We start from the raw sequence: 24,013 nt of genomic DNA, 5'->3' as shown, positions 1-24,013 counted from the left end.
GGTGAGCCCGGCGCCGCGAAGCGCCCTGGCCCTCTCCACCATTCTCCTACTGTATGCCATGCGGACTCCGTTCCGGACCTCAACGGTCCAACTTTTTGTCCGCAGTCCCGCGCTCAGAGCGGGATGAACTTTCCCAGCGGTGCCTCTACCGGAAACTGTGTCCCGGATTCGACATTCAGAATGGGATTCGTTTTCCGGTAGAAGCTTCAGCGGAAAATGCATCCCAGAATTCAGGCTCAGAACGGGACGCGCTTTCCGAATGGCATGCTTGGCGGAAACTACGGCCCAGTTTTTGGCTCCAGAACGGGATGCATTTTCCGGAACGGTCCACGTGCGGCGGTGTACCGCCCCTTTTGCGTGCGCCGCTTGTCGAATTACGTTATAGCTAGCTATATTATAGGAAGATATAATATAGCTAGCTATAACGTAAAGGAAGGACGCCCTATGTTTATCGGAAGAACAGCGGAAATGTCCGAGCTCAATCGACTGTATGGCACGGGCTCCTTTGAGATGCCTGTGATTTACGGCCGCCGTCGTGTGGGCAAAACGCGCCTTATCACAGAGTTCATCCAAGGCAAGAAGGCTATTTACTTTCAGGCTCGTCGCACCAATGCGGAGGCAAACCTGCACGGCTTTAGTCAGGCGATACTTGCGGATTCGGTTGGTGCTGCAGACGTGTCGTTTCGTAGTTTTGACGAGGCGTTCGATGCATTGGCAACCATGGCTCGCACGGAACGTTTGATTGTCGTGATTGACGAGTATCCCTATCTCGCCCAATCGAATCCCGAGATCAGCTCGTTGCTGCAAGACAAGATCGATCACTTGTACAAAGAGACCAAGCTCATGCTTATCCTGTGCGGGTCGTCGCTTTCGTTCATGGAAGAGCAGGTGTTGGGCTACGAGAGCCCACTATACGGTAGGCGCACGGCCCAGTTTAAGATCATGCCGCTCGATTTTACGACGACCCTCGGCCTGTGGCGGGGCATGAGTCGCGAAGACGCTGCGGTTTGCTATGGCATGACAGGCGGCATTCCTGCATATATCGAGAAAGTCGATCCTGCCGCACCGCTCAAGGACAACATCAAACGTCTTTTTCTTACTCCTACGAGTTATTTCTTTGAGGAGCCGAGTAACCTGCTATTGCAAGAGTGCCGCAATCCCGAGCAATATGATGCGATCGTGCAAGCAATTGCTGAGGGGCGCTCGAGGATCTCGGAGATTGCGAGCTCTACGGGAATCCCTGCGAGCAACGTAAAGAGCTATGTGGATAAGCTGGCGTCGCTTGGGATTGTCGAGCGCGAGCTGCCCCTAAACGAGACGAGCAATAAGCGAGCCGTGTATCTGCTGAGCGACCAGATGTTTAGGTTCTGGTACAAGTTTGTTCCGCAGAACATCGGGCTGATTCAAAACGATATGGCCGAGATGGCGTATAAGCGCATTGAACCGCACATATCGGATTACATGGGTACGATCTTTGAGCTTATATGCAGACAATACGTGTACGAAATCGCGCGCGCGGGCCAGCTCGATGTGGTTCCGGCGAGCGTCGGGCGCTGGTGGGGGACGGATAATCGCACGCATACGCAGGAAGAAATCGACTTGATTGTTGACGATGGCGAGGGCGCTGCGCTGTTTGCGGAGTGCAAATGGCGCAATGAACCGGTGGGCGAAGACGTGCTGCAAAAGCTCGTGCACCGAAGCGAGCTCTTTAGGAGGCAGCACAAAAGCTATGCGATCTTCTCGAAGCGCGGCTTTACGCAGGGATGTCGGGATGCCGCGGAGAGTAGGGGAGACGTCAAGCTGATTTCGTTTGCCGAGATGTGAGGGCGGGGTAGCTCTGCTCGAGGGCAAGAGCCTGTCCTCGAATTGCTGGAATAGGGCCCCTTCTTTTGTCGTGTTGGCTGTCGGCGGAATGCCGGCGGAAAGCGTGTCCCAGATTTCGGCCCCAGGGTGGGATGCCGTTTCTGGATCGGCCCTCAGGCGGAAACTACGACCCGGAATTTGGCTCCAAAACGGGATACGCTTTCCCGGTGGCATCTCTAGCGGAAACTGCATCCCGGAATGAGCTCTCGGAACGGGACACGCTTTCCCATTGGGGCTTCAAACGGAAACCGTGTCCCGGAATTTGGCCCCAGAGTGGGATGCGCTTTCCTAGTGGGCCTCCAAGCGGAAACTGCGTCCCAGAATTCGGCTCCAGAACGGGATACGTTTTCCGGCAGGGGCCTCAAGTGGAAGCCGCATCCCAGAATCCGCAATGGCATCGAAGCGCAATTTATGTCCGCACGGGCGGCTATGTTTACTGCAACGTAGTCATTCGTGGAAAGGACGGATGCCATGGCAACGGATAAGACCGGTTATGTGAGCGTTGGTGCCCGGATCGAGGATAAGGTCATGCCCGATCGCGTGATCTTTAGCATTGGCTTTGGCGGCCGCTTTGATACCAAGGAGGCGTGCCTGGACGATTATAACTCCGATCGCGCCAAGGTCGCCGCTGCGTTGGCGCCCTTTGGCCTGGATGACGAGTTAACGTGTCGCCGGTACACCTGCTATGCGCAGACGACGCGCAAAAGGGCAATCATCGTGGGCTACGACTACTATGCGTACGGCACGGTTGCCGTGCCTGTCGATTCGATTGACTGTGCGGCTGTGTGGACGGCGCTCAACACCTGCGGATCGCATGCCGACATGAACATTCGATTTGAACTTGCGGATGAGCGCGCGGCGGAGGACGTCCTGATTGCCCGCGCTGTCGAGCGCGCTCGCGGTAATGCGCAGGCGCTTGCTGCGGCGGCGGGGACTAAGCTGGGCGGCATCAAGCACATCTCGTATAACAGCCGGCCGGGGGATTATGGTGGGGTGTACTGCGCTGCCATGGGCGCTCCCGATGGGGCATCCGGAGGCCTTGGGGAAACGGTGCTGGATCCGGAACCCATCGAGGTCGAGTGCTCCGTGGACGTGGAGTGGTGGTTGGAATAGTGGACGAGTCGAGCGAGCGTCGAGCCTTCATGACTGAAAATTCATTTGTTAAACCTGGCAACCGTGGGTAGAATAAAGTCGACGGCAGCCCAAGGGTGATAGCTGGGCAGCGCCGTTGCTTTGATCAAGGGGTCAATGCCTTAACGGCGTCGACCCCTCTTTTTGTGCTTCGAACACTGCTTGAGTGCCTCGGTAAGTCCGATAAGCGCCGTGAGGAGCGAGACCAAAGAGGTCAGGAGCTTCACGAAATCAATCAGATCGGTCATGGGCATCACCTCCCGTCGCATGGAGGGCGCTGCCCGGCACATGGAACTGCCGTCAACAATAACCAGTCTATCAAACTGCAGCCATAAATACGAATATATGTTCGATAATAACAGCGATCTGACCATCTCAAAACGCAGCTTTACGCAAGGATGCCGGGTAGCCGCGCTGGGCGCTTTCATGTCCGCACGGGCGCCTATCCTTACGGCAATGTAGCCGCCTATGTAGCAAGCGGCAGGCAACGGAGAAAGGCCATGACCGTGTCAGCTGAAAAGACGCCGGGTATCTCGGCTATCGATACGACGAACTTTGCGCGACAGATCGTGCTGGACTTTGAGTTTGCGCCGGTGCCAAAGCAGCGCCAGCGCCGTGGGCTGCGCAATGAGATTATCGAGGTCGGCGCCGTCAAGCTCGATTACCACGGCAACGTTATGGGCGAGTTCTCGCAGTTTGTGCAGACAGAATTAACCGAAGGCGTTGCGTATCCCGTCCGCGAGCTCACAGGGATATCGGCCGTGGACACCGCGATGGCCGATCCGCTCTACATAGTGATCAAAAGGCTCGGTGATTGGATCGGTCGCTACTCCGCCCAGGTGGTTTGCTGGAGCGGGACGGACCGTCGACAGCTTTTGACCGAGTGCCAGGCAAAGCACATCGACCTTTCCGCATTTCCTACGGACTGGGCCGACCTGCAGGCGTTTTACACCTCGATTATGGACGTGGGCAGCCACGGGCGCGTCTCGTTGGGTGACGCGGCAATGTGGTTTGGCATCGAGTTCGACGAGTCGACGGGTCACGCCCACAGCGCCCTGGCCGATGCACGCGTGACCGCCAAGCTGCTCAAGCAGGTGATGGACGGGGACTACCACGTGAGCCCGCGCGCCCAGGAAGTCCGCCAACGGTGGGGGATGGGCGAGCGAGCCGAGACGCGCCTTTCCAGCAAGTGCCCCGAGCTGGGCGACCTGCTGCTGAAGCTGAAGGCGGAGGGGAGGTAGGGGGCTCATTTGGCGACAAGCGGACGGAATGGTTGCGCGAAGGATTCTAGGATCAGCAGCAGATGACTGCGTTTGGGATCCTGCTCAAGGACGTGCTGACACTCGCTGGGACCAAGCGGGTCAAGAGCGTGGACATCGAGATGGCTTCCATTATCGAAGAGCGGCTTGCTAACATGATTCGCTGGACGGATAGGCAGAGACCCGTGACGCTGTGTGCGTTATCGTGCACAATGAGGTGTATAGGCTGCCAGTGGCGAACTATCCCGACGAGGTTCTGAGCAACTGCATCACCGAGATTTTCGAATACTTCTATGAAGAGGGATTTGGCGGCGTAGAGCAATCTGATTTTACGCGTTTGCAGGAGGAAACCGGTATGGCAGACGAGCTTGTTTTTAGTGGCGGCGAGATAGTTTACAGTATGTCCCAACTGCCCAAAGTTACATCTGTGCCGCTGAACGGTAGCGCCGTGCTGGTTGGTTTTAAGGACGCTCCCAATGGGGAGGAGGTCCTCTTTGATTTTGACCCTCGGGCTGAAAAGGCTACGAAGCTCGACTATGAACTTGCAGCCGTTAGCGGGCTCCTCACGGGCGCGTTGAATATCCTGTGGCAGAAAGACTTCAACCTAGAGGGTGCCAAAGAGTGGGGCGACGAGAAGGTTGGCAAATTCGTTCTTACGATTGCCAAGTCTGCGGGTATGACAAAGGCGGATGCAACTCTAGAAGACGCTATTCGCTTTCTAGAGAAAGAGTATCCTCTTGCCGCGGACAAACTGACTGCCGAGTTTGGCGGCGGGCTCCAACATCATCTGCGGGACTTCTCGCACCACCCGAGCTTGGTTGGCCTTGCGTGCTCGATTCTCTCGCAATTCACGTGCAAAGGCTATGGTGCCGATACGGCCGGCCGGTTTGTCGCCTTTGACCTGCCTGCCGCCGCCTTCGATTCCGACTGCCCTCTTATAGGCAGGAACGTTCCAGAGAAGATCGCGTTTGGTACTCTGTTCTGGGCGATGCATCTCGTGAGCGACATGGCGGGGTCTAGTTCAAACCCCGGTAAGGGGACGGGTATTCCCGGTGTCGTGCTGTCCCTGCTAAAGGAGCTCTCCTCCCTGCCTGTTTTTCAAGACATACAGATTGCCTATAAGGGCGAGGATATTCGCATTCAGCAATGGATCTCAAAACTGTTTAACGGAACGGCGTTCAAAACCGAGGACGGCAAGCCCATTCGCTTCGACCTTCGGGCGGAAGTCGGTCTTCTCGATCAGGCTTTAAGCCAGGTGCCAGCTGTCGTGGCCAACGAGGTTATCGTTCGTTGTCTCTACATGCTTTCAAGGCTCAAGGCCGAGCTAGAGCGTTGTGAAGTGAGCAAGGTCTCCGGCTTGAACAAACTCAAGGCTTCGCATTTTATGCCCTATAACAGTAGGGCCCTCACTCGCATGGTCACGGTTTCGAGCACTTCGTTTGTTCTGGCGAATCTGGCGACGGCGGCGGTCAGGGCGGGTATCGAATGCGAGGGGAACAAGGTCGTTTTCGCCCAGAAGTTCTTCTTGCGAATAAACTACGTTGGAGTTGGACGCCTTGCGTTTGCCCTCCATGCCGACTGGGGCTATATGGCGGAGGAAATGTCCGAGGCTTGGGCTGAGCGCGCCAGGCGCCGCCAGGATATCTTCGATGGATTCCACTTTTATAGCCTAGATAGAGAAACGACGAGGATTGCCTTCTCGCTGAAGCTTGCCGCCATCAACTACGACTGCGGGAACGAGAAGAACGAAGTGCGCAAAGGGCAAAAGAGGAGCTGGGCTCGCGCGTGGCAGGATTCGGTCGCGGATGGCCTAGGCATTGATGCAGACGGCTACTTTTTGAGCGAGGAAGATGCGTACGGAGCCCTTGAGGCTATTTCGCGGCGGCGAGGCGGTAAAGTGCGTGCCTTGCTTGTTGCGCAGGAGTTGGTTGAGTTTCGCCCCTATTCGCAGTTGGAAGATGAAGAGAAGAAGGAATACAAAGGTTTGAAGGAGAGTGGGTCTTGGGTTAAAGATGAATTTCCCAGGAGACAAGACGCGGTTGATTTGGACGCCGTACGTTCCCTAGAGAAGCAATGTGGGGCGCATATCCGTGAGCTTTCAGGTACATTGCCAAAGGTCTTGGTGGGTGGCGTCATTGCCGTGGCGGCGGCCCTGGGTACAGGAGGAGTGGCCGCGGTATTGGCTCCGGATATTGCTGTCGGTATCTTTGGTGGCTCGTTTGTCGGCCTTCACGGGGCTGCGCTTGTCAATGCGAGCCTTGCTGCAGCTGGCGGTGGGGCCTTGGCCGCCGGCGGCATGGGCATGGCCGGTGGCACTGCTTTGATTACGGGCGGCGGCGCCGCGCTTGGTCTATTGGGTTCCGGCGGCGTTGCCTTGGCGGCATCGATGGGGGAGAACTACGCGCAGTTCGTGCTCGTCGAATGTTCGAGGCTCCTTGCTTTTCTTGATGTGGCAACTGACCGCTGCCCGCACGAAGGGGCCATTTTGGTGTGGAAGGCAGCCGAGGCCGTGCGGCGCAGCATCGCTGGTGTTGAGGAAGATGTCGAGAAGGAGAATGGAAAGGGGGACCGCAGGGATAGCAGGTTGCTTAAGCAGCTGAAGAGGGGTCTTGGGTATTTGACTTCAACCCTTAAGCGGATTGAGAAGATGCAGAAGCGCCTTGGTGCCGACGGTGGGAGTGAGCCGCTCAACAGCTTGCCGGCAACAAGTGATGAATAGGTTCGGGCAGTCTGGCTGCAATTCTATGCCATTAGCGCCCTCGCTCAAGCTGGCGTCATGCTTACCCATCTCTTTGTGGAACGTGATAAGTGTGTTAGTGGCTTGCTCGGTGTCTTTTTGAGTTGCCGACTAGTTCTCGTCGAGCTCCTTCAGGCGGGAGAGACGACGGTTCAGAATGTTATTCCCCCTTCTTATTGGTGTTAATTACTTGTCTATCCATCTGTGCTAGACGGTAATTAGTTTTCAGTCCTTTGCTAGAATCATAGGCACATTTGTATTGCATCATGCAATCGTGGAGGTTGCCAATGAAATACGCCGATCTTATCGACGGAGAGGCAAAGGCAAGCGAGCTCAAGAGCTTTCTTGTGGATGGCGAGAATGTTGCCGTGACCATCCGCATACCTAAAAACATGCGTGATGCGGCGAAGGACGCCGCTGCGCTTTCTGGCATCAGCTTTACCTCGCTGGTAAAGATGAGCCTCATCGAATACCTGACCAAGAAGGAGAAATAGTAGTGGCGGATAGCGACGACCTCATCAAAGCCGTTGGCGCAAATATTCAGGAGAAGGCATCTCTCATCTGGAGCGCAGCCGATACCCTGCGCGGCCCTTACAAGCCGCACGAGTACGGCCTGGTCATCCTCCCCATGACAGTCATCAAGCGCTTCCATGACTGCCTCGCGCCCACCCACGACGCCGTCCTCGCCGCCGCCGAGAAATACAAAGCTTTCTCTGTAAAAGACGGCTTTCTGCGCGAGGCCTCCGGCTACCCCTTCTACAACACCTCTAAGTTCACCTTCGAAACGCTCAAGGCCGATCCAGAGAACATCGAGGACAACTTCAGGGATTACATCAACGGATTCTCGGACAACGTGCAGGACATTCTGGCGCGCATGAAGTTCGCCGACCAGATCGAGCGCCTTTCCGATCCGGACGCACCACTGCTCTACCAAGTTGTCTGTGACTTCTGCAAGCCTCAGGCTGACATGTCGCCCGACAAGATCAAAGCTGTGGACATGGGCTACATCTTCGAGAACCTCATTCAGCGCTTCTCTGAGTCTTACGACGAGGACGCCGGCGCCCACTTCACGAGCCGCGACATTGTGTATCTCATGACCGACCTGCTCATTCAGGCCGACTCGCATGTATTCGACGGCGACCGCATCACAAAGACGGTTTACGACCAGACCATGGGCACCTCGCAGATGCTTGGCTGCACCGAGGAGCGCCTGCGCCAGCTCGACTCGGAGGCACGCGTGACCTGCTATGGCCAGGAGTTCAACCCCTTCACCTTCGGCATCGCGAAGGCGAGTGCACTCATCCGCGGCGAGGACGACACCAACATGCGGTTTGGCGACACGCTCTCGGCGGATAAGTTCGAGGGCTTCAAGTTCGACTACTGCATCTCCAACCCTCCGTTCGGTGATCCGTGGAACCCGCAGGCCGCCGCGGTGGAGAAGGAGTTCAAGTCTGCCGGCGGAGGGCGCTTCCCCGTCGAGAAGCTCCCCGCCAAGGGCGACGGCCAGATGCTGTTCGTACTCAACGGTTTGTCAAAACTCAAGGACGATGGCGTGATGGCGATCATCCAGGACGCGAGCCCGCTCTATAAGGGCAAGCCCGGCAGCGGTGAGGACAGCATCCGCCGCTATGTACTGGAGAACGACTGGCTCGATGCGATTGTGCAGCTTCCCTGCGACTCGTTCTACAACACGGGGATCGCTACCTATGTGTGGCTGTTCAGCAAGGCGAAGGCACCCGAGCATCGCGACCACGTGCTGCTTATCGACGCCTCCCAGTGCTTTGAGAAGCGCCGCAAGGGCATCGGCGACAAGAAGAACGACATCACCAAATCCTGCCGCGATCTTATCGTTCAGGCGTATTCCGAGTACCGCGACGGCGCCTGGATGGGCGTCGGATCCAACGGGCAGGAGGTTGCAGTCGAGGCTCGCCTGATGGAGACGGTCGAGTTTGGCTTCAACCGCGTGATTGTCGAGAGCCCCCTCGTTGACGAGGACGGAGAACCCGTTCTTAACAAGCGCGGAAAGATGCAGCCCGACAAGGCGAAGGAGGACACCGAGGATATCCCGCTGACGCAGGATATCGACGCCTACATCGAGCGCGAGGTACGCCCATACAACGAGTATGCTTGGGTGGACAAGAAGAAGACCAAGGTGGGCTACACCATCCCGTTCACGCGCGTCTTCTACAAGTATGCCGAGCTGGAGCCAGCTGACGAGATTGCCAAGCGCATCCTAGAGCACGAAAAGACGCTCGAGGGGAGCCTCGAGGCCCTCTTCGGAGAGGCGCGTTAGCGATGCGGGAGATGAAGGACAGCGGCGTCGAGTGGCTCGGCGAGGTGCCCGCGGAATGGGCGTTGCGCCAAGCAGGCCAGCTTGCGGTCCAGACGAAGGTCCCAAACGAGGGCATGATCGAGACGAATCTTCTCAGCCTCAGCTACGGCAAGGTCAAGAGGCGCGACATCAATGCCACCGATGGCCTGCTGCCGGCCAGCTTCGAGACCTACAATGTCATCGGGCCCAACGACATCGTTCTCAGGTTCACTGACCTGCAGAACGACCAGAAGAGCCTGAGGGTCGGCAGGGCCACCGAGCGCGGCATCATCACGTCTGCCTACGTTACCGTTCGGCCACTCAATCCGTCCTACTCGAGGTTCATGTACTACGCCCTGCACGCCTATGACCTGCGCAAGGGTTTCTACGGCATGGGCGCAGGCGTTCGCCAGGGTCTTAAGTGGCAGGAAGCCAAGTACATAAAGCTGCCGTGGCCCGGCGACGCCGAGCGCGACCGCATCGCGGACTTCTTGGACGAGAAGTGCGACGAGATCGACCGTGCTGTCTCTGCCGCCGAGCGGTCTATCGAGGAATACAAGGCCTACAAGAATTCCATCGTCAACCAGATCATTACCAAGGGCCTCAACTCAAATGTTCCCATGAAGGACAGCGGCGTCGAGTGGCTCGGCGAGGTGCCCGCGGAATGGGCGTTGCGCCAAGCAGGCCAGCTTGCGGTCCAGACGAAGGTCCCAAACGAGGGCATGATCGAGACGAATCTTCTCAGCCTCAGCTACGGCAAGGTCAAGAGGCGCGACATCAATGCCACCGATGGCCTGCTGCCGGCCAGCTTCGAGACCTACAATGTCATCGGGCCCAACGACATCGTTCTCAGGTTCACTGACCTGCAGAACGACCAGAAGAGCCTGAGGGTCGGCAGGGCCACCGAGCGCGGCATCATCACGTCTGCCTACGTTACCGTTCGGCCACTCAATCCGTCCTACTCGAGGTTCATGTACTACGCCCTGCACGCCTATGACCTGCGCAAGGGTTTCTACGGCATGGGCGCAGGCGTTCGCCAGGGTCTTAAGTGGCAGGAAGCCAAGTACATAAAGCTGCCGTGGCCCGGCGACGCCGAGCGCGACCGCATCGCGGACTTCTTGGACGAGAAGTGCGACGAGATCGACCGTGCTGTCTCCGCAAAGCAAGCCATCATCGCCGACCTCAAGGCGTACAAGCAATCGCTCATATACGAAGCCGTTACTGGAAAAAGGGAGGTCTAAGTATGGGCGCTCAAACTAAGGAAAAGAACCTCGAGGAGGATATCGAGTCGTTTCTCTGCTCATCTGCGGGCGGTTTTCTCAAGTGCGATGACAAACACTCGCTTCTTTACGTCGAGGCCGGCACCTATCAGATGGTCAATGGCGGCTATATGGAGCACCGTGACCGTGCGCTCGACGCTACGACTCTGGTTAACTTTATCCAGACGACGCAGCCCAAGGCTTGGGATCGCTTCGAGCGCATGTGCAACTCCGACCCCACGGCGAAGTTCGCCAAGGTCTTCAACGACGCCGTCGACCGCCTGGGCATGGTCTCGGTGCTCAAGCACGGCTTCAAGCACCGCGGGATCCCGTTCAAGGTCGTATTCTTCAAGCCTGAGAGCGGGCTCAACGAAAGCGCCGCCGACCGCTATGCCAAGAACGTCTGCCGCTGCATCCGCCAGTTCCACTTCGCCGAGACGGGCAACCAGACCATCGACATGGTCCTGGACGTGAACGGCATCCCCCTGGTGGGCATAGAGCTCAAGGACCAGTTCACCGGCCAGGATGTCGAGAACGCCATGCGCCAGTGGCGCGAGGACCGCGACCCGCGGTGCCGCTGCCTCAGGTTCAACACGCGCATGGTGGCGTTTTTCGCCGTCGACCTCGAGAACGTCTACATGACCACCAAGCTGGAGGGCTCGAAGACCTTCTTCCTGCCGTTCAACCAGGGCTCCGCCGGGGCGGGAAACGACGGCGGCGCCGGCAACCCCGCAAACGCGCACGGCTATGCCACGAGCCATCTGTGGGAGGTCGCCCTGCAGAAGGACAGCCTACTCGACATCGTCAACAAGTTCCTCCACCTGGAGGTCAGGGAGGAGACGGAGCTCGATGCGCGCGGCAACGAGGTGAGGCGCAAGAGGGAGCGCATCATCTTCCCGCGCTACCATCAGCTCGACTCCGTGCGCAAGGTTATCGCCGACGTGCGCGCGAACGGGACTGGCAAGAACTACCTCGTGCAGCATTCGGCGGGGTCGGGCAAGTCAAACAGCATCGCCTGGACGGCCTATCGCCTGGCTTCCCTCTTCGTGGACGACGCCCCGCTCTTCGATTCCGTGATCGTCGTCACCGACCGCCGAGTGCTCGACAGCCAGCTGCAGGAGACCATTGCGGGCTTCGACCACGCCATAGGATCGGTCGTGACCATCGGCAAGGACAAGACCTCGGCCGACCTGCGGGACGCCATCAACGGCGGCGCCCGCCTCATCGTCTCGACCCTGCAGAAGTTCCCCGTGATCTACGAGCAGGTCGAGAGCGAGGGCAAGCGATTCGCCATCATCGTCGACGAGGCTCACTCGTCCCAGACGGGAACGAGTGCGCTCAAGCTCAAGAGCGCCCTTGCCGACAAGCGCGACGCGCTCGAGGAGTACGCCGAGATCGAGGCGGAGGCCGAGGAGGCCGCAGCCGATTGGGAGGACCAGCTCGCCGACGAGCTCGCGAGCCACGGCCGTCACCGGAACCTGACCTTCGTGGCCTTCACCGCCACGCCGAAGGAGCAGACGCTCGAGATGTTCGGCGACGAGTGGCCCGACGGGACCTTCCATCCGTTCCATATCTACTCGATGCGCCAGGCAATCGAGGAGGGCTTCATCATGGACCCCCTCGCCAACTACGTGAGCTATTCGGAGGCGGTCGAGCTCGCGCGCACGGTCCCCGACAACCCCGACGTGCCGAGCAGTCCCACGCTCAAGCTGCTCCGCAAGTACAAGGAGCTGCACCCCTACGCTCTCGGCCAGAAGGCCGAGATCATCGTGGAGACGTTCCGCAACGTAACGCGCACCAAGATCCGCGGCAAGGGCAAGATGATGGTGGTCACGGCGTCGCGCCTCGCGACGGTTCGCTACTACCACGAGATCAAGCGCTATATGCAGAAGAAGGGATACGACGACATCGAGGTGCTGGTGGCATTCTCGGGAGGCATCAGCGATCCCGCGGATGGCCCCGACGGCCCCGAGTACACCGAACCGTCCCTTAACGTCGGCCACGACGGCCAACGCGTCGCCGAAAGCCAGACGAAGGCCGAGTTCCACAACTACGGCGACGTGCTCGTCGTCGCCGAGAAGTACCAGACGGGCTTCGATGAACCCCTGTTGCACACGCTGGTGGTGGACAAGAAGCTCAAGGACGTGAAGGCGGTCCAGACGCTCTGCCGCGTCAACCGCATCCACCCGGACAAGGAGGACACCTACATCCTCGACTTCGTCAACAAGCCCGAGGACATCCAGAAGGCGTTCGAGCGCTTCTACACCGAGACGTTGCTCTCCGAGCAGATCAACACCGACCTCCTCTACCAGGTACAGACCGACATCCGCGGCTACGGGCTCTATGACGAGTCCGATATCGAGGCGGCTGCCGAGATAGTCTTCACCGATGGCAAGGGCAAATCGCAAGGCAACGTGCAGGGTAAGCTCGCGGCCGTCTTGAAGCCGGCGGTCGCGCGCTACAACGAGCTTGACGATGATGAGCGCTATCAGGTCCGTCGCAAGGTGCGCAGCTTCTGCAAGTGGTACACCTACATCACCCAGATCGTGCGCATGTTCGACCGTGACCTGCATAAGGAGTACGTGTATCTAAGCTACCTGCGTCATCTCCTCAAGGTCGAGAAGATTTCCGTCGAGGCGGTGGACGACAAGGTCGAGATGCGCTTCTACAAGCTCAAGCGCGAGTTCGAGGGGAGCATCTCGCTCGAGGGTACTGGCGGAGTGCTCGAACCCGGCGGCTCGGCCAAGACTGTTGTGCCCGACAAGAAGCGCGACCCGCTGCAGGTGCTCGTGGACAAGTTCAACGAGCAGTGGGCGGGCAACTTTACCGAGGGAGACCGCGTGGTGATCGATACGCTATGGAAGCGCATCGCCGACAACCCGCAGGTCGCCGATACTATCCGCCGCGATGGCAGACAGGTCTTCGAATCGAGCCTGCTGCCCAAGGTGTTTGACGAGGAGGCACGTAGAGCTTACGTGGAGAACACGGACTCCTTCACCAGCCTCTTTGAGGACAGTGAGAAGTATCGCGCCATGATGAGCGCCATCGGGCAGTTGCTGGTGGAGAAGTTCAAGTAGGATTCCTGAGATTGATGTTGGAAAAAGGGGACAACCGCAAATGAAAGCAACCGAGGCAAATCTACTCGACCTTATGGGCGTGGCGAAGATGCAGTTCGTCATTCCCGTGTACCAGCGAGTTTACTCGTGGAGTGTCAAAGAGTGCGAGGTGCTTTGGGATGACGTCATGCGAGCGGGTCGTGATGGCGTATCGCACTTCGTGGGGTCAATGCTTTATATCCCCGAGTCCGAGAGCTCTGCCACGAGTATATCGCGCGTGCTTCTAATCGACGGGCAGCAGCGAATGACGACGTTTTCGTTGATGATCGCTGCCTTGGCTGATTATCTGGAGAACAATCCCGACAAGGCCGGCTTCCTTGGCGACCTCAAGATCTCAGCGCTTCGGAAGAACTATCTCTTTAACGATGATGACTACAACGGTCTGGCGTGCTACAAGCTGGTGCTCTCGCAGGACGATAAGGAGACGCTGTTCTCCATCGTATCCGGGTCTCCCGTGCCGGATGAAAAATCGGATCGCATTGTCGAGAACCATGCGTTCTTCCGCGAAAAGATGCGCGGGAAATCATTCGATCCGGCAAGGCTTTGGGCGGGGCTAAACCGCGTGCAGGTCATCGACACTAAGCTCACCGCTGGCGTTGACAATGCCCAGCTCATATTTGAGTCCATGAACTCCAAGGGCAAGCCGCTCACGCCCATTGACCTCATCCGTAACTACGTTCTAATGTCGCTTCCCAACGACGAACAGACCAAGCTTTACGAGGGTTACTGGCATCCACTCGAGCACTTGTTCGGAAAAGGCGGCGAGGACGAGTTCAATGCATTTATCTGGTACTGGCTGTGGCTTAAAGTTCCCAATAGGATGCCAAAGGAGAACGAGGCCTACTACGAGTTTAAGCGCTATTTCACCGACGACTACGATGGTGACACCGAGGGCCTGCTTAAGGAGCTGCGCGGGTATGCACATAGATACGCCAGCCTGTTCCTTGGTAAGGAGAAGGACGACGGACTGCGCCGAGTGTTCGGCAGAATCGTAAGCCTCGACGTGAAGCAGATAAGGCCCCTCTTAATGTTGCTTTACTCGGTTTACGAGGGGAATGGGCTAAGCCGCAATGCGTTTCTACGTATCTGCGAGACTATCGAGTCGTTCCTGTTCAGGCGTGCGGTTTGCGGCAGGCTTACCACGGGCCTAAATAATTTCTTTGCTGGCATGTATCGCAATCTTGAGCAGCAGGACGATATAGAGGAGTACGTTACGGCGATGCTCCTTATCCATGGCAGTGGCATGACTGCGTACTTCCCGACAGACGAGTATTTTGTCGAGGAGTTTAAGACGCGCGACTGCTACAACCGCTTCTCCAAAAAGCGCTATTACCTGGAACGCATGGAGAACTGGCACCACCCGAAGGAGCCCATCTCGGCTGACGATTACCAGATCGAGCACGTCATGCCCCAGACGATTGATGATGAGCACGGCTGGAAGGAATCGCTTGGTGAGAACTGGGAAGACGTCCACGACAGGCTGTGCAACAACTTGGGAAATCTTACGCTGACGGGCTACAACCAGGAGTACTCAAACCGGTCGTTCTCGGACAAGCTCAATCTGCCTGACGTCGGATTTAAGTGCAGCCCGCTCTACCTAAACAAATCGATTGTCTCGCATGAAAAATGGGGCGAGGAGGAGATTAGGCAGCGTGCGGACGAGCTGGCGAAAGAGGCGTGCGAGATATGGAAGTACCCCGATCTTCCGGCAGATGTCATCGACAAGTATCGCCCCTCTCGCGGGGAGTCTGACGAGGCTCCTGTCTGGACTCTGCAGGAGAATCACCCTACTTTTGCTGAAGGCGGACTCAACCAGAAGCTTTTCGATGAGATACGCGAGTCTGTTCTGAGTGGTAACCCTTCGTGGGAGTCCTATATAGCCAAGTACTATGTAGGCTTCAGGTCGGGCAAGCGAAAACTGCATGCCGTGTTAGAAGGCAGGACTAGCAACGGCGGCTGGATTGCCGTTGGCTTGGCAAAGAGTGTGGACGAGCTGATTGACCCGGAGGATATGTGCCAGGACAAACGCACGCAGGGCGGATTTGGGCCGGGTATGCCGACCTATGTTGCACTCCGTAGCGCTGACGATATCTCCGCGGTGCTCGATCTCATAAAGCAGTGCTAGGTTGAAGGCCGGGAATCTAATTCCCGGCCCTTGCCAGCTCAAAATCATCGATGGCTCATCCGCTTGTCTACACTCCCGCAATCCCGTGCGCCGCGCTCAGCAGCTCGTACTCCCTCTGGCTCCACTGGTGCAGTTCGGCCGCGCGCACGGCATCGCGACACAGGTCCAAAAACACCTCGGCTCCCTCGCAGAAGCACTCACGGGCAAAGTCACCCGAGCCGTCCGCGACGCACGTGCCGTCTGCAAGCAGCTTCCAACTCGACGGCTCACGCGAGTCGTTTCCGAGCAGCTTGATCTGCAGTACGTGCGGATTGCCAGCAGCACAGAGCTCTTCCTCGAGCACCTGTACCGTAAAGCGCATCTGGTGGGAGAGACTGCTCTTGACCATGGCCGAGGCATAGCCGTTCGGCTTGTCCAGAAGATACATTCGTTTTGGCTTGGCTGCCAGGTTGTGGAAATTGCGCTCACTGCGCACAGAGAAATTGTCCATACGGACTCCTTTCATCGATGTTGGCAGGGCCACCGTGCCTCTTGGCCGGTTGGCGTCGGGATCGTGGAGCCAACTCTCTACCCCGACTCTGGATAAAACGCGCCCGCTCCTTGCGGGCACGATGGAGTCTATCAGCGCGCGCGGACACAAATCAAGCGCCGCCTGCGAAATGATGTGCAGACGGCGCTTGATTGCGCGGCAATTATTCGGCCAACATTCGGAAAAGTGTCGAAATCAGCCTTATAATAGTACGGAAAAGTGTCAAATTCGAGCCGCCCAAATTACGGAAAAGTGTCGATTCGACCGTCATTCAACTACGGAAAAGTGTATCCTAGTGCTAAAACAGCACGTAATAAGGGGTGCGCTTATGCTGCAGAGAAAAGCGAAAGCACAGTTTGAATCTTGGCTTGCCTCGTCGCCTAACAAGGCTCTTTTGGTCAAGGGCGCCCGACAGGTAGGAAAGTCATATCTGGTCAACGTCTTTGCAAACGAATCGTTCGAAAATGTCGTGACGTTCGACCTTATCGCCGACGTGTCCGTGCGCGATTCGTTTTTGGCGGCGAAAAGTGCGGACGACCTGCTTATGCGCATGTCTATCGCTGCGACGCAGCCGATGGTTGCGAACAAGACCGTCGTGGTTATCGATGAGGTGCAGCGATGCCCCAACGTGGTGACGTTTATCAAATACCTGGTCCAGCGCGGCGACTTTCGATACATCCTTACCGGATCGCTCCTTGGCGTTGAGCTCGAGGGCATCGATTCCCTGCCGGTGGGCTATGTCGAGCAGGTCCAGATGTATCCGCTCGACTTTGAGGAGTTTTGCTGGGCAAATGGCGTTGGTGCCAGCGTCTTTGACATGCTCAGGGGCTGTCTAAAGGATGAGGAGGAGCTCCCCGGCTACCTGTATGACCGCTTGCTCGATCTGTTCCATCAGTATGTGGTGGTGGGAGGCATGCCCGACGCGGTCAATTCCTTCTTGGCGACGCGCAATGTCGACGAGGTTCGAAACATCCACCGCGATCTTCACGCCCTGTATCGCGATGACATCGCAAAGTACGCTCCGCCCGAGCTACGCTTGGTTATTCGCGATATCTACGATTTGATTCCCAGCGAGGCTGGCTCCAAAAACAAGCGATTCAAGCTGTCGTCGATTAACGGCGTCAAACGTTTTTCGCAGGTGACAGATCATTTTCTCTGGTTGTCGGAGGCAGGAGTTGCGCTTCCCGTGTTTAACGTAACGGCGCCCGTGGCACCCCTTTTATTGGGGGAGCAGCGAAATCTGTTTAAGCTGTTTTACTTGGACACCGGAATGCTCATGTCGTCGTATTCCAAGAAGGTTGCCCAAGGGGTATTTGATGGAGAGGCAGAAGGCCCCTTTGGCATGAATATGGGGGCGGCGTTTGAGGGCTTTGTCGCGCAAGAGCTCAAAGCCCACGGATTCAGATTGCGCTACTTTACGTCTAAAAAGGTCGGCGAGCTCGATTTTGTGGAGGAGACGCTCGATGGGGAAGTGCTTGCTATCGAGGTCAAATCGGGCAAGAGCTTTAAGTCCCACGCGGCACTCGACAACGCGCTCGCGACGAAGGGCTACGGCATCGATCGCGCCCTGGTACTTGCGGAATGTAATCTTCACCGCGATGGTAACGTGCTGTATCTACCCATCTTTATGGCAGGGCTTTTGGAGCCGTAACGTGCCGCCGGCTCTTCCGGCCCTCCCTCAGCCCTCGCTACTCGTCCCCGTCGTTGGGGTCGCCCTTGAGGTTGTTGACGTCGAGGTAGTCGTTGCTCTCGTCCTCTTTTTGCTGCGTTGCCGATTCGGACTCGACAGGGCTGCGGAACAGCTGGAATCCCTCAAACGCAATGACGCCAAGCAGCACTACGACGATCGCTATAAAGATAATCTTTGCTACTGGATTGAAATCCAAAAAGCGCGGCGCCTCTTCTGCGGCGTAGTAGTCGCCATAATAATCGTCGTTATCAGTGTGGCTATCGGTGTATGAGGATGTGGGTATAGCTTGCGCATGGTCGTCCGGCTCGTATTCGGAAGCGGACGCGGCGACAAGCGGATTTACCGGCTCGCCGAGCGTCGGCGCGCCGGAAGATGTTTCGTCCAGATCGGCATCAGCCCAGGAATCGAAGGCAAACTGACGGGTCGCAAAGTCGTCGAGATCTGCAACGGGCGGTTCGGGCGCAAGATGCTGCGCCGCGGCGATAAACGATGCCGTCTCGGAAGGATCGCCTGCCGAATGGGTTCCGTCGCCCATGAGCTCGTCGGCTCTCCAGGGGCGGTCGCTCATCACGTCGTCGAGGCTCAACGCAAACAGATCGTCTTCGCCCTCGTCAAACGCGCGTTTCGCATGCCTGGCGCCAGAAGCGAAGCCTCTGCGGTCGTTGCGTAATGCGCTGTTCGACCCCATCTTGCTCCATCCTTTCGAACTGTCTCGTCCTTCGATTATATGGAACTTGCCTTGCGGCCGAGTCTTGGATTCGTGCATTCCAGAACTCACGCCCAAAAGGGGAGGGCGATCCGGCCGAGTTGCCTACTTGTCGCCGGCGGCAGCCTTTGCCTCGTTGAGGTAGCTATAGAAGCTGTACTTAGAGATGCCAAAGAACTCGCAGGCACGCTCGCTCGACTTGGAAATGAGGAAGGCGCCGCGACGGTCGAGGTAGCCAATGGCGCGAATGCGCTCATCTTTGGTCATAAGGGCTGCGGGCTTGCCCACGTATTGCTCGCACTCGCGCAGCAGATCTTCGAGCAGGTCGCCGATGGTTTTGGTAATGGGCTCGGGCTCGGTGTAGCCCGTGCCGTCGGTGCCGGTAAAGGCATCGAGCGAGCGCTCAAAAGCTTTCATGAGCGTAATGTCAAAGTTAATGCCCAAAATGCCGACAGGCTTGCCCTCGTCGTTGCGGATAAAGATGGTCGAGGACTTAAGCAGCTTGCCATCGGCGGTTTTGGTGAGGTATGGCTCGCGGTCGTGCACGTCGGTGGTGTCCTCGTGCATGGACTCAAACACAATATGGCTGGGACCGTCACCCAGCTTGCGCCCGCTTACATGGCCGTTTTCGATTACCACGATGGAGTGGTCCACGTCCTCGGTCTCCAGATCGTGGACGACGATTTCGCAGTTGGGGCCAAACTGGAGCGCCAGGCCGTGTGCAAGGCGCTTAAAAAACTCAATCTGTGCGGGGGTCATGGGTGCCTTCCTAAAAATTAGTTTGGGCACACTTTGCCATAAACCCCACTTGTTCGCAAATAACGAAAGTGCCGCTGCGTTATGTAACCGTTCGTCGGCGAAAAGGTACCGATTACGGCAACAAACAATTTGTTAGGTTTACCAATCAAAAAGTGTGATAGAACATTGCTAACAAACTTTTTGTTTGGCATCCACATAAAAGTTCAGTCTCATGAATGGGAATGGGCTGAAACGCGTATGCGGGGGCCGGCAAGAGAGGACTTAAGGAGTTCACCGTATGGCCGATAAGATCCAGTGGGCGGGCAACACGATGCCCAAGAGCGATGACAAGCACTTGGGAATCATGAGCCTCGACCACGTGAAGAAGGCCCGCGCCTTCCACCAGTCGTTCCCCCAGTACACCGTCACTCCGCTTGCCCGCCTGGACGGCCAGGCCGCGCGCCTGGGCCTGTCCAATCTGTGCGTCAAGGACGAGAGCTATCGCTTTGGCCTTAATGCCTTTAAGGTCCTGGGTGGTTCGTTTGCCATGGCCAACTACATTGCCGACGAGACCGGCAAGGACGTTGCCGAGTGCACCTTCGATTACCTGACCTCCGATCAGCTTGCCAAGGACTTTGGCCAGGCCACATTCTTTACCGCCACCGACGGCAACCATGGCCGCGGCGTGGCATGGGCTGCCAACAAGTTGGGCCAGAAGGCTGTCGTGCACATGCCCAAGGGTTCCACCAAGCCCCGCTTCGATAACATCGCCGCCGAGGGAGCCACGGTGACCATCGAAGAGGTCAACTACGATGAGTGCGTGCGCATGGCCGCCGCCGAGGCCGATGCCTGCGAGCGCGGCGTCATCGTCCAGGACACCGCCTGGGAGGGCTACGAGAAGATTCCGTCCTGGATTATGGAGGGCTACGGCACCATGGCTTCCGAGGCTGCCGAGCAGCTGCGCGAGATGGCCATCAACCGCCCGACGCACGTCTTTGTCCAGGCTGGCGTAGGCTCGCTGGCCGGCGCCGTGGTGGGCTACTTCACCAACCTGTATCCCGATAACCCGCCCACCTTCGTCGTGGTCGAGTGCGCGCCTGCCGCCTGCCTGTACAAGGGCGCTGCCGCCGGCGACGGCGACCCGCACATCGTGGACGGCGACATGCCCTCCATCATGGCCGGTCTGTGCTGCGGCGAGCCCAACATTCTGGGCTGGGATATCCTGCGCAACCACGCCACCGCCTTCGTGTCCTGCCCCGACTGGGTTACCGCTCGCGGCATGCGCATCCTGGGCGCTCCCGAGAAGGGCGACCCGCGCGTCATCTCCGGCGAGTCCGGCGCTGTGACCACCGGCCTGGTCGAGACTCTCATGCTCGACCCCGAGTACACCGAGCTCAAGGAGCTCATCGGCCTGGATAAGACGAGCTCCGTGCTCTGCTTCTCCACCGAGGGCGACACGGATCCGGATCAGTACCGTCGCATCGTCTGGGAGGGCGAGTATCCCACCTGTTAGCGAGCCTAACCTGTCCGGGTGGCGGAGCATATGTTTACTCCCTGCTCGAACAGTCCTGCGCAAGACGGAAAGCACATTAAGTGCTTTCCTTTGCGTGCGGAACTCGCGACGGAGCAAACATATGCTCCGCCACCCTACGTTTACTTGCTTGCCGGGTACTCGACCTCACGCTGCTTGGCACAAGTGATCTATCTGAAAGAAATCCACCTGTAGGTAAACCCTTGTAGAAAGGTTGACTGTTATGGCTAAAGAACTCGATTTTGACGCTATCAAGGCTGCTGCTGAGTCCCATCGTGCTGATATGACTCGCTTCCTGCGCGCTATGATCTCCCATCCCTCTGAGTCTTGCGAGGAGGGCGAGGTTGTTGCCTGCATCAAGGCCGAGATGGAGAACCTCGGCTATGACGAGGTCAAGGTCGACGGCCTGGGCAACGTCATGGGCTTTATGGGCGAGGGCGACAAGATCATCGCCATCGACTCCCACATCGACACCGTCGGCATCGGCAACATCGAGAACTGGGACGCCGATCCCTATGAGGGCTACGAGACCGACGAGATCATCTACGGCCGCGGCGGCTCCGACCAGGAGGGCGGCATGGCCTCCGCTACCTACGCTGCCAAGATGATGAAGGACATGGGCCTTATCCCCGAGGGCTACAAGATCATGGTCGTCGGTACCGTCCAGGAAGAGGACTGCGACGGCATGTGCTGGCAGTACATCTACAACAAGGACGGCATTAAGCCCGAGTTCGTCATTTCCACCGAGCCCACCGACGGTGGCATCTATCGCGGTCACCGCGGCCGCATGGAGATCCGCGTCGACGTTCACGGCACCTCCTGCCACGGCTCCGCTCCCGACCGCGGCGACAACGCCATCTACAAGATGGCCGACATCATCGCCGACGTCCGCGCCCTCAACAACAACGGCTGCGACGAGTCGACCGACATCAAGGGCCTCGTCAAGATGCTCGACCCCAAGTACAACCCCGAGCACTACGAGGATGCTCGCTTCTTGGGCCGCGGCACCTGCACCGTCAGCCAGATTTTCTACACCAGCCCCAGCCGCTGCGCTGTCGCTGACTCCTGCGCCATCTCCATCGACCGTCGTATGACCGCCGGTGAGACCTGGGAGTCCTGCCTGGACGAGATCCGCAACCTGCCGGCCGCCAAGAAGTACGGCGACGACGTGAAGGTCTCCATGTACATGTATGACCGTCCGTCCTGGACCGGCGAGGTCTACGAGACCGAGGCTTATTTCCCCACGTGGATCAACAAGGAGACCGCTCCGCACGTCAAGGCCCTCGTCGACGCCCACAAGGCCATGTTTGGTGACGAGCGCATCGGCTGCGAGCCCAGCATGGACAAGCGCACCGGTCGCCCGCTGTGCGACAAGTGGACCTTCTCCACGAACTGCGTCTCCATCCAGGGTCGTTACGGCATTCCCTGCGTGGGCTTTGGCCCGGGTGCCGAGTCTCAGGCTCACGCTCCCAACGAGGTCACCTACAAGGACGACCTGGTCACCGCTGCCGCCATGTACGTGGCTGCCCTGAACCTCTACGATCCGAGCCAGGCCGATGGCGACGCCACCGTGTTCCGCGCCGGTCTGACCAACAACAAGATCGATTAGTCCCATTCCTCGATCTTGTTGAGCCGGGGGCCGCTCGTGTCCCCGGCACCCCCTGTTGACTTGGGGCCCGCGGTCGTTATCTCCCATGCTTCCTCAACGGTGGCGGGTCCTCGTCATGGTGCTCTGCATGTTCTAGCCACACGCGCATGCCGGAGAGCACATCTACTCATTGCGATCGTTTCACCTTTAGAAAGGATATTTACATGGACGCTAAGTTTACCGAGCTCGTCGAGCAGCTGAACGGCCTCGATTTTAAGGGTATGTACGGCAGCGACTTCCTGCACACCTGGGACAAGACCACCGATGAGCTCAAGGCTCTCTACATCGTCGCCGACGCCCTGCGCGAGCTGCGTGAGAACAACGTTTCGTCTAAGATCTTCGACTCCGGTCTTGCCGTCTCGCTGTTCCGCGACAACTCCACCCGTACGCGCTTCTCCTTCTCTAAGGCCGCCAACCTGCTTGGCCTTGAGCTGCAGGACCTTGACGAGAAGAAGTCCCAGATCGCCCACGGCGAGACCGTCCGCGAGACCGCTACCATGATCTCCTTCATGGCCGACGTCATCGGCATCCGCGACGACATGTACATCGGCAAGGGTGACGCCTACATGGCCGAGGTCTCCGAGTCTGTCCAGCAGGCCTACGAGGACGGCGTTCTGGATCACCGTCCCACGCTCATCTCCCTGCAGTCCGATTCCGACCACCCCACGCAGTCCTCTGCCGACATGCTCTACCTCATCAACGAGTTTGGCGGCCTTGAGAACCTCAAGGGCAAGAAGGTTGCCGTCACTTGGGCCTATTCGCCCTCTTACGGCAAGCCGCTGTCCTGCCCGCAGTCGCTGATCAGCCTGCTGCCCCGCTTTGGCATGGACGTCACCCTGGCTCACCCCGAGGGCTACGACCTTATGCCCGAGGTCGTCGAGCGCGCCCGCGGCTATGCCGCCGAGTCCGGCACCACCTTTAAGCAGGTCAACACCATCGCCGAGGCCTTCGAGGGCGCCGACATCGTGATCCCCAAGAGCTGGGCTCCGTTTGCCGCCATGGAGAAGCGCACCAACCTGTACGCCGAGGGCGACGACGCCGGCATCGCCGCGCTCGAGAAGGAGCTGCTCGCTCAGAACGCCACCCATCAGGATTGGTGCTCCACGACCGAGCTCATGGAGAAGACTGCCAACGGCCAGGACACCATCTTTATGCACCCGCTGCCCGCCGACATCTCCGGTGTCTCCTGCGAGCACGGCGAGGTTAACGCCGACGTCTTCGACATGCACCGCGTGGGCATGTACAAGGAGGCCAGCTACAAGCCGTATGCCATCGCTGCCATGATGTTCCTGCAGAAGGTTGCCGATCCCGCCGCCACCCTCAAGGCCCTCGACGAGCGAAACACCGCCCGTTGGTTCCAGGCCTAAAGC

General features: G+C 58.1%; 17 protein-coding genes and 1 riboswitch. Of the genes, 13 read left to right on the top strand and 4 right to left on the bottom strand.

Features of this window, described 5'->3' with window-relative positions; translation table 11 throughout:
• Positions 1 to 444: 444 nt before the first annotated feature.
• Positions 445 to 1,824: an ATP-binding protein gene (locus ACTQW0_RS06700; protein WP_441567453.1), complete on the top strand. Its 1,380-nt coding sequence runs from the start codon at positions 445 to 447 to the stop codon at positions 1,822 to 1,824.
• Between the two features lie 510 nt (positions 1,825 to 2,334).
• Positions 2,335 to 2,976, top strand: a complete 642-nt coding sequence (locus ACTQW0_RS06695) for an SIMPL domain-containing protein (RefSeq protein ID WP_441057611.1) — start codon at positions 2,335 to 2,337, stop codon at positions 2,974 to 2,976.
• 140 nt (positions 2,977 to 3,116) lie between these two features.
• On the opposite strand, the gene ACTQW0_RS06690 is transcribed toward ACTQW0_RS06695, so the two are convergent.
• Entirely contained in the window at positions 3,117 to 3,242 is a 126-nt protein-coding gene (locus ACTQW0_RS06690) for a hypothetical protein (RefSeq protein ID WP_427796015.1), read from the bottom strand.
• Between the two features lie 252 nt (positions 3,243 to 3,494).
• On the opposite strand from ACTQW0_RS06690, the gene ACTQW0_RS06685 reads away from it, so the two are divergent.
• The 7 genes from ACTQW0_RS06685 (at position 3,495) to ACTQW0_RS06655 (ending at position 15,801) form a co-directional block, all read left to right on the top strand.
• Positions 3,495 to 4,235, top strand: coding sequence for an exonuclease domain-containing protein (locus ACTQW0_RS06685; protein ID WP_441567451.1), 741 nt, complete (start codon positions 3,495 to 3,497; stop codon positions 4,233 to 4,235).
• 250 nt (positions 4,236 to 4,485) lie between these two features.
• On the top strand, positions 4,486 to 6,972 hold the full coding sequence (locus ACTQW0_RS06680) for a hypothetical protein (protein ID WP_441567449.1): 2,487 nt from the start codon (positions 4,486 to 4,488) through the stop codon (positions 6,970 to 6,972).
• Positions 6,973 to 7,277: 305 nt separating this feature from the next.
• Positions 7,278 to 7,484: a hypothetical protein gene (locus tag ACTQW0_RS06675; RefSeq protein WP_441567447.1), complete on the top strand. Its 207-nt coding sequence runs from the start codon at positions 7,278 to 7,280 to the stop codon at positions 7,482 to 7,484.
• Between the two features lie 2 nt (positions 7,485 to 7,486).
• On the top strand, positions 7,487 to 9,283 hold the full coding sequence (locus tag ACTQW0_RS06670) for a type I restriction-modification system subunit M (protein ID WP_441567445.1): 1,797 nt from the start codon (positions 7,487 to 7,489) through the stop codon (positions 9,281 to 9,283).
• A 2-nt stretch (positions 9,284 to 9,285) separates the two neighbouring features.
• Positions 9,286 to 10,542, top strand: a complete 1,257-nt coding sequence (locus tag ACTQW0_RS06665; protein WP_154514675.1) for a restriction endonuclease subunit S — start codon at positions 9,286 to 9,288, stop codon at positions 10,540 to 10,542.
• Between the two features lie 2 nt (positions 10,543 to 10,544).
• The gene (locus ACTQW0_RS06660) at positions 10,545 to 13,637 is read left to right on the top strand and encodes a type I restriction endonuclease subunit R (RefSeq protein ID WP_441567442.1); all 3,093 of its coding nucleotides are present in this window, start codon (positions 10,545 to 10,547) and stop codon (positions 13,635 to 13,637) included.
• 40 nt (positions 13,638 to 13,677) lie between these two features.
• Positions 13,678 to 15,801 carry a GmrSD restriction endonuclease domain-containing protein gene (locus tag ACTQW0_RS06655; RefSeq protein WP_441567440.1) on the top strand — a complete coding sequence of 708 codons (2,124 nt, stop codon included), beginning with the start codon at positions 13,678 to 13,680 and terminating at the stop codon, positions 15,799 to 15,801.
• Between the two features lie 67 nt (positions 15,802 to 15,868).
• On the opposite strand, the gene ACTQW0_RS06650 is transcribed toward ACTQW0_RS06655, so the two are convergent.
• Positions 15,869 to 16,291 carry a hypothetical protein gene (locus ACTQW0_RS06650; protein ID WP_441567438.1) on the bottom strand — a complete coding sequence of 141 codons (423 nt, stop codon included), beginning with the start codon at positions 16,289 to 16,291 and terminating at the stop codon, positions 15,869 to 15,871.
• 8 nt (positions 16,292 to 16,299) lie between these two features.
• Positions 16,300 to 16,390, bottom strand: a riboswitch (SAM riboswitch).
• Between the two features lie 268 nt (positions 16,391 to 16,658).
• On the opposite strand from ACTQW0_RS06650, the gene ACTQW0_RS06645 reads away from it, so the two are divergent.
• The gene (locus ACTQW0_RS06645; protein WP_441567436.1) at positions 16,659 to 17,981 is read left to right on the top strand and encodes an ATP-binding protein; all 1,323 of its coding nucleotides are present in this window, start codon (positions 16,659 to 16,661) and stop codon (positions 17,979 to 17,981) included.
• 37 nt (positions 17,982 to 18,018) lie between these two features.
• Here ACTQW0_RS06645 and ACTQW0_RS06640 read toward each other — a convergent pair whose 3' ends face one another.
• Positions 18,019 to 18,708, bottom strand: coding sequence for a hypothetical protein (locus ACTQW0_RS06640; RefSeq protein ID WP_441567434.1), 690 nt, complete (start codon positions 18,706 to 18,708; stop codon positions 18,019 to 18,021).
• Between the two features lie 123 nt (positions 18,709 to 18,831).
• Entirely contained in the window at positions 18,832 to 19,485 is a 654-nt protein-coding gene (locus tag ACTQW0_RS06635; RefSeq protein ID WP_441567432.1) for a helix-turn-helix transcriptional regulator, read from the bottom strand.
• Between the two features lie 277 nt (positions 19,486 to 19,762).
• Here ACTQW0_RS06635 and dpaL point away from each other — a divergent pair, with 277 nt between their 5' ends.
• The 3 genes from dpaL to ygeW all read left to right on the top strand — a co-directional run bounded on the left by dpaL (position 19,763) and on the right by ygeW (position 24,010).
• The gene (dpaL, locus tag ACTQW0_RS06630; protein ID WP_441567430.1) at positions 19,763 to 20,977 is read left to right on the top strand and encodes a diaminopropionate ammonia-lyase; all 1,215 of its coding nucleotides are present in this window, start codon (positions 19,763 to 19,765) and stop codon (positions 20,975 to 20,977) included.
• A 241-nt stretch (positions 20,978 to 21,218) separates the two neighbouring features.
• Entirely contained in the window at positions 21,219 to 22,604 is a 1,386-nt protein-coding gene (locus ACTQW0_RS06625) for a YgeY family selenium metabolism-linked hydrolase (RefSeq protein ID WP_441567428.1), read from the top strand.
• Between the two features lie 203 nt (positions 22,605 to 22,807).
• Positions 22,808 to 24,010: a knotted carbamoyltransferase YgeW gene (gene ygeW / locus ACTQW0_RS06620; RefSeq protein WP_441567426.1), complete on the top strand. Its 1,203-nt coding sequence runs from the start codon at positions 22,808 to 22,810 to the stop codon at positions 24,008 to 24,010.
• Positions 24,011 to 24,013: the final 3 nt, after the last annotated feature.

It is taken from the genome of Collinsella sp. LCP19S3_B7 (genome assembly GCF_052121795.1).
Classification (GTDB): Bacteria; Actinomycetota; Coriobacteriia; order Coriobacteriales; family Coriobacteriaceae; genus Collinsella.
Note: the sequence above shows the minus strand (reverse complement) of the source record. Positions and strands in the feature narration are given on the sequence as shown.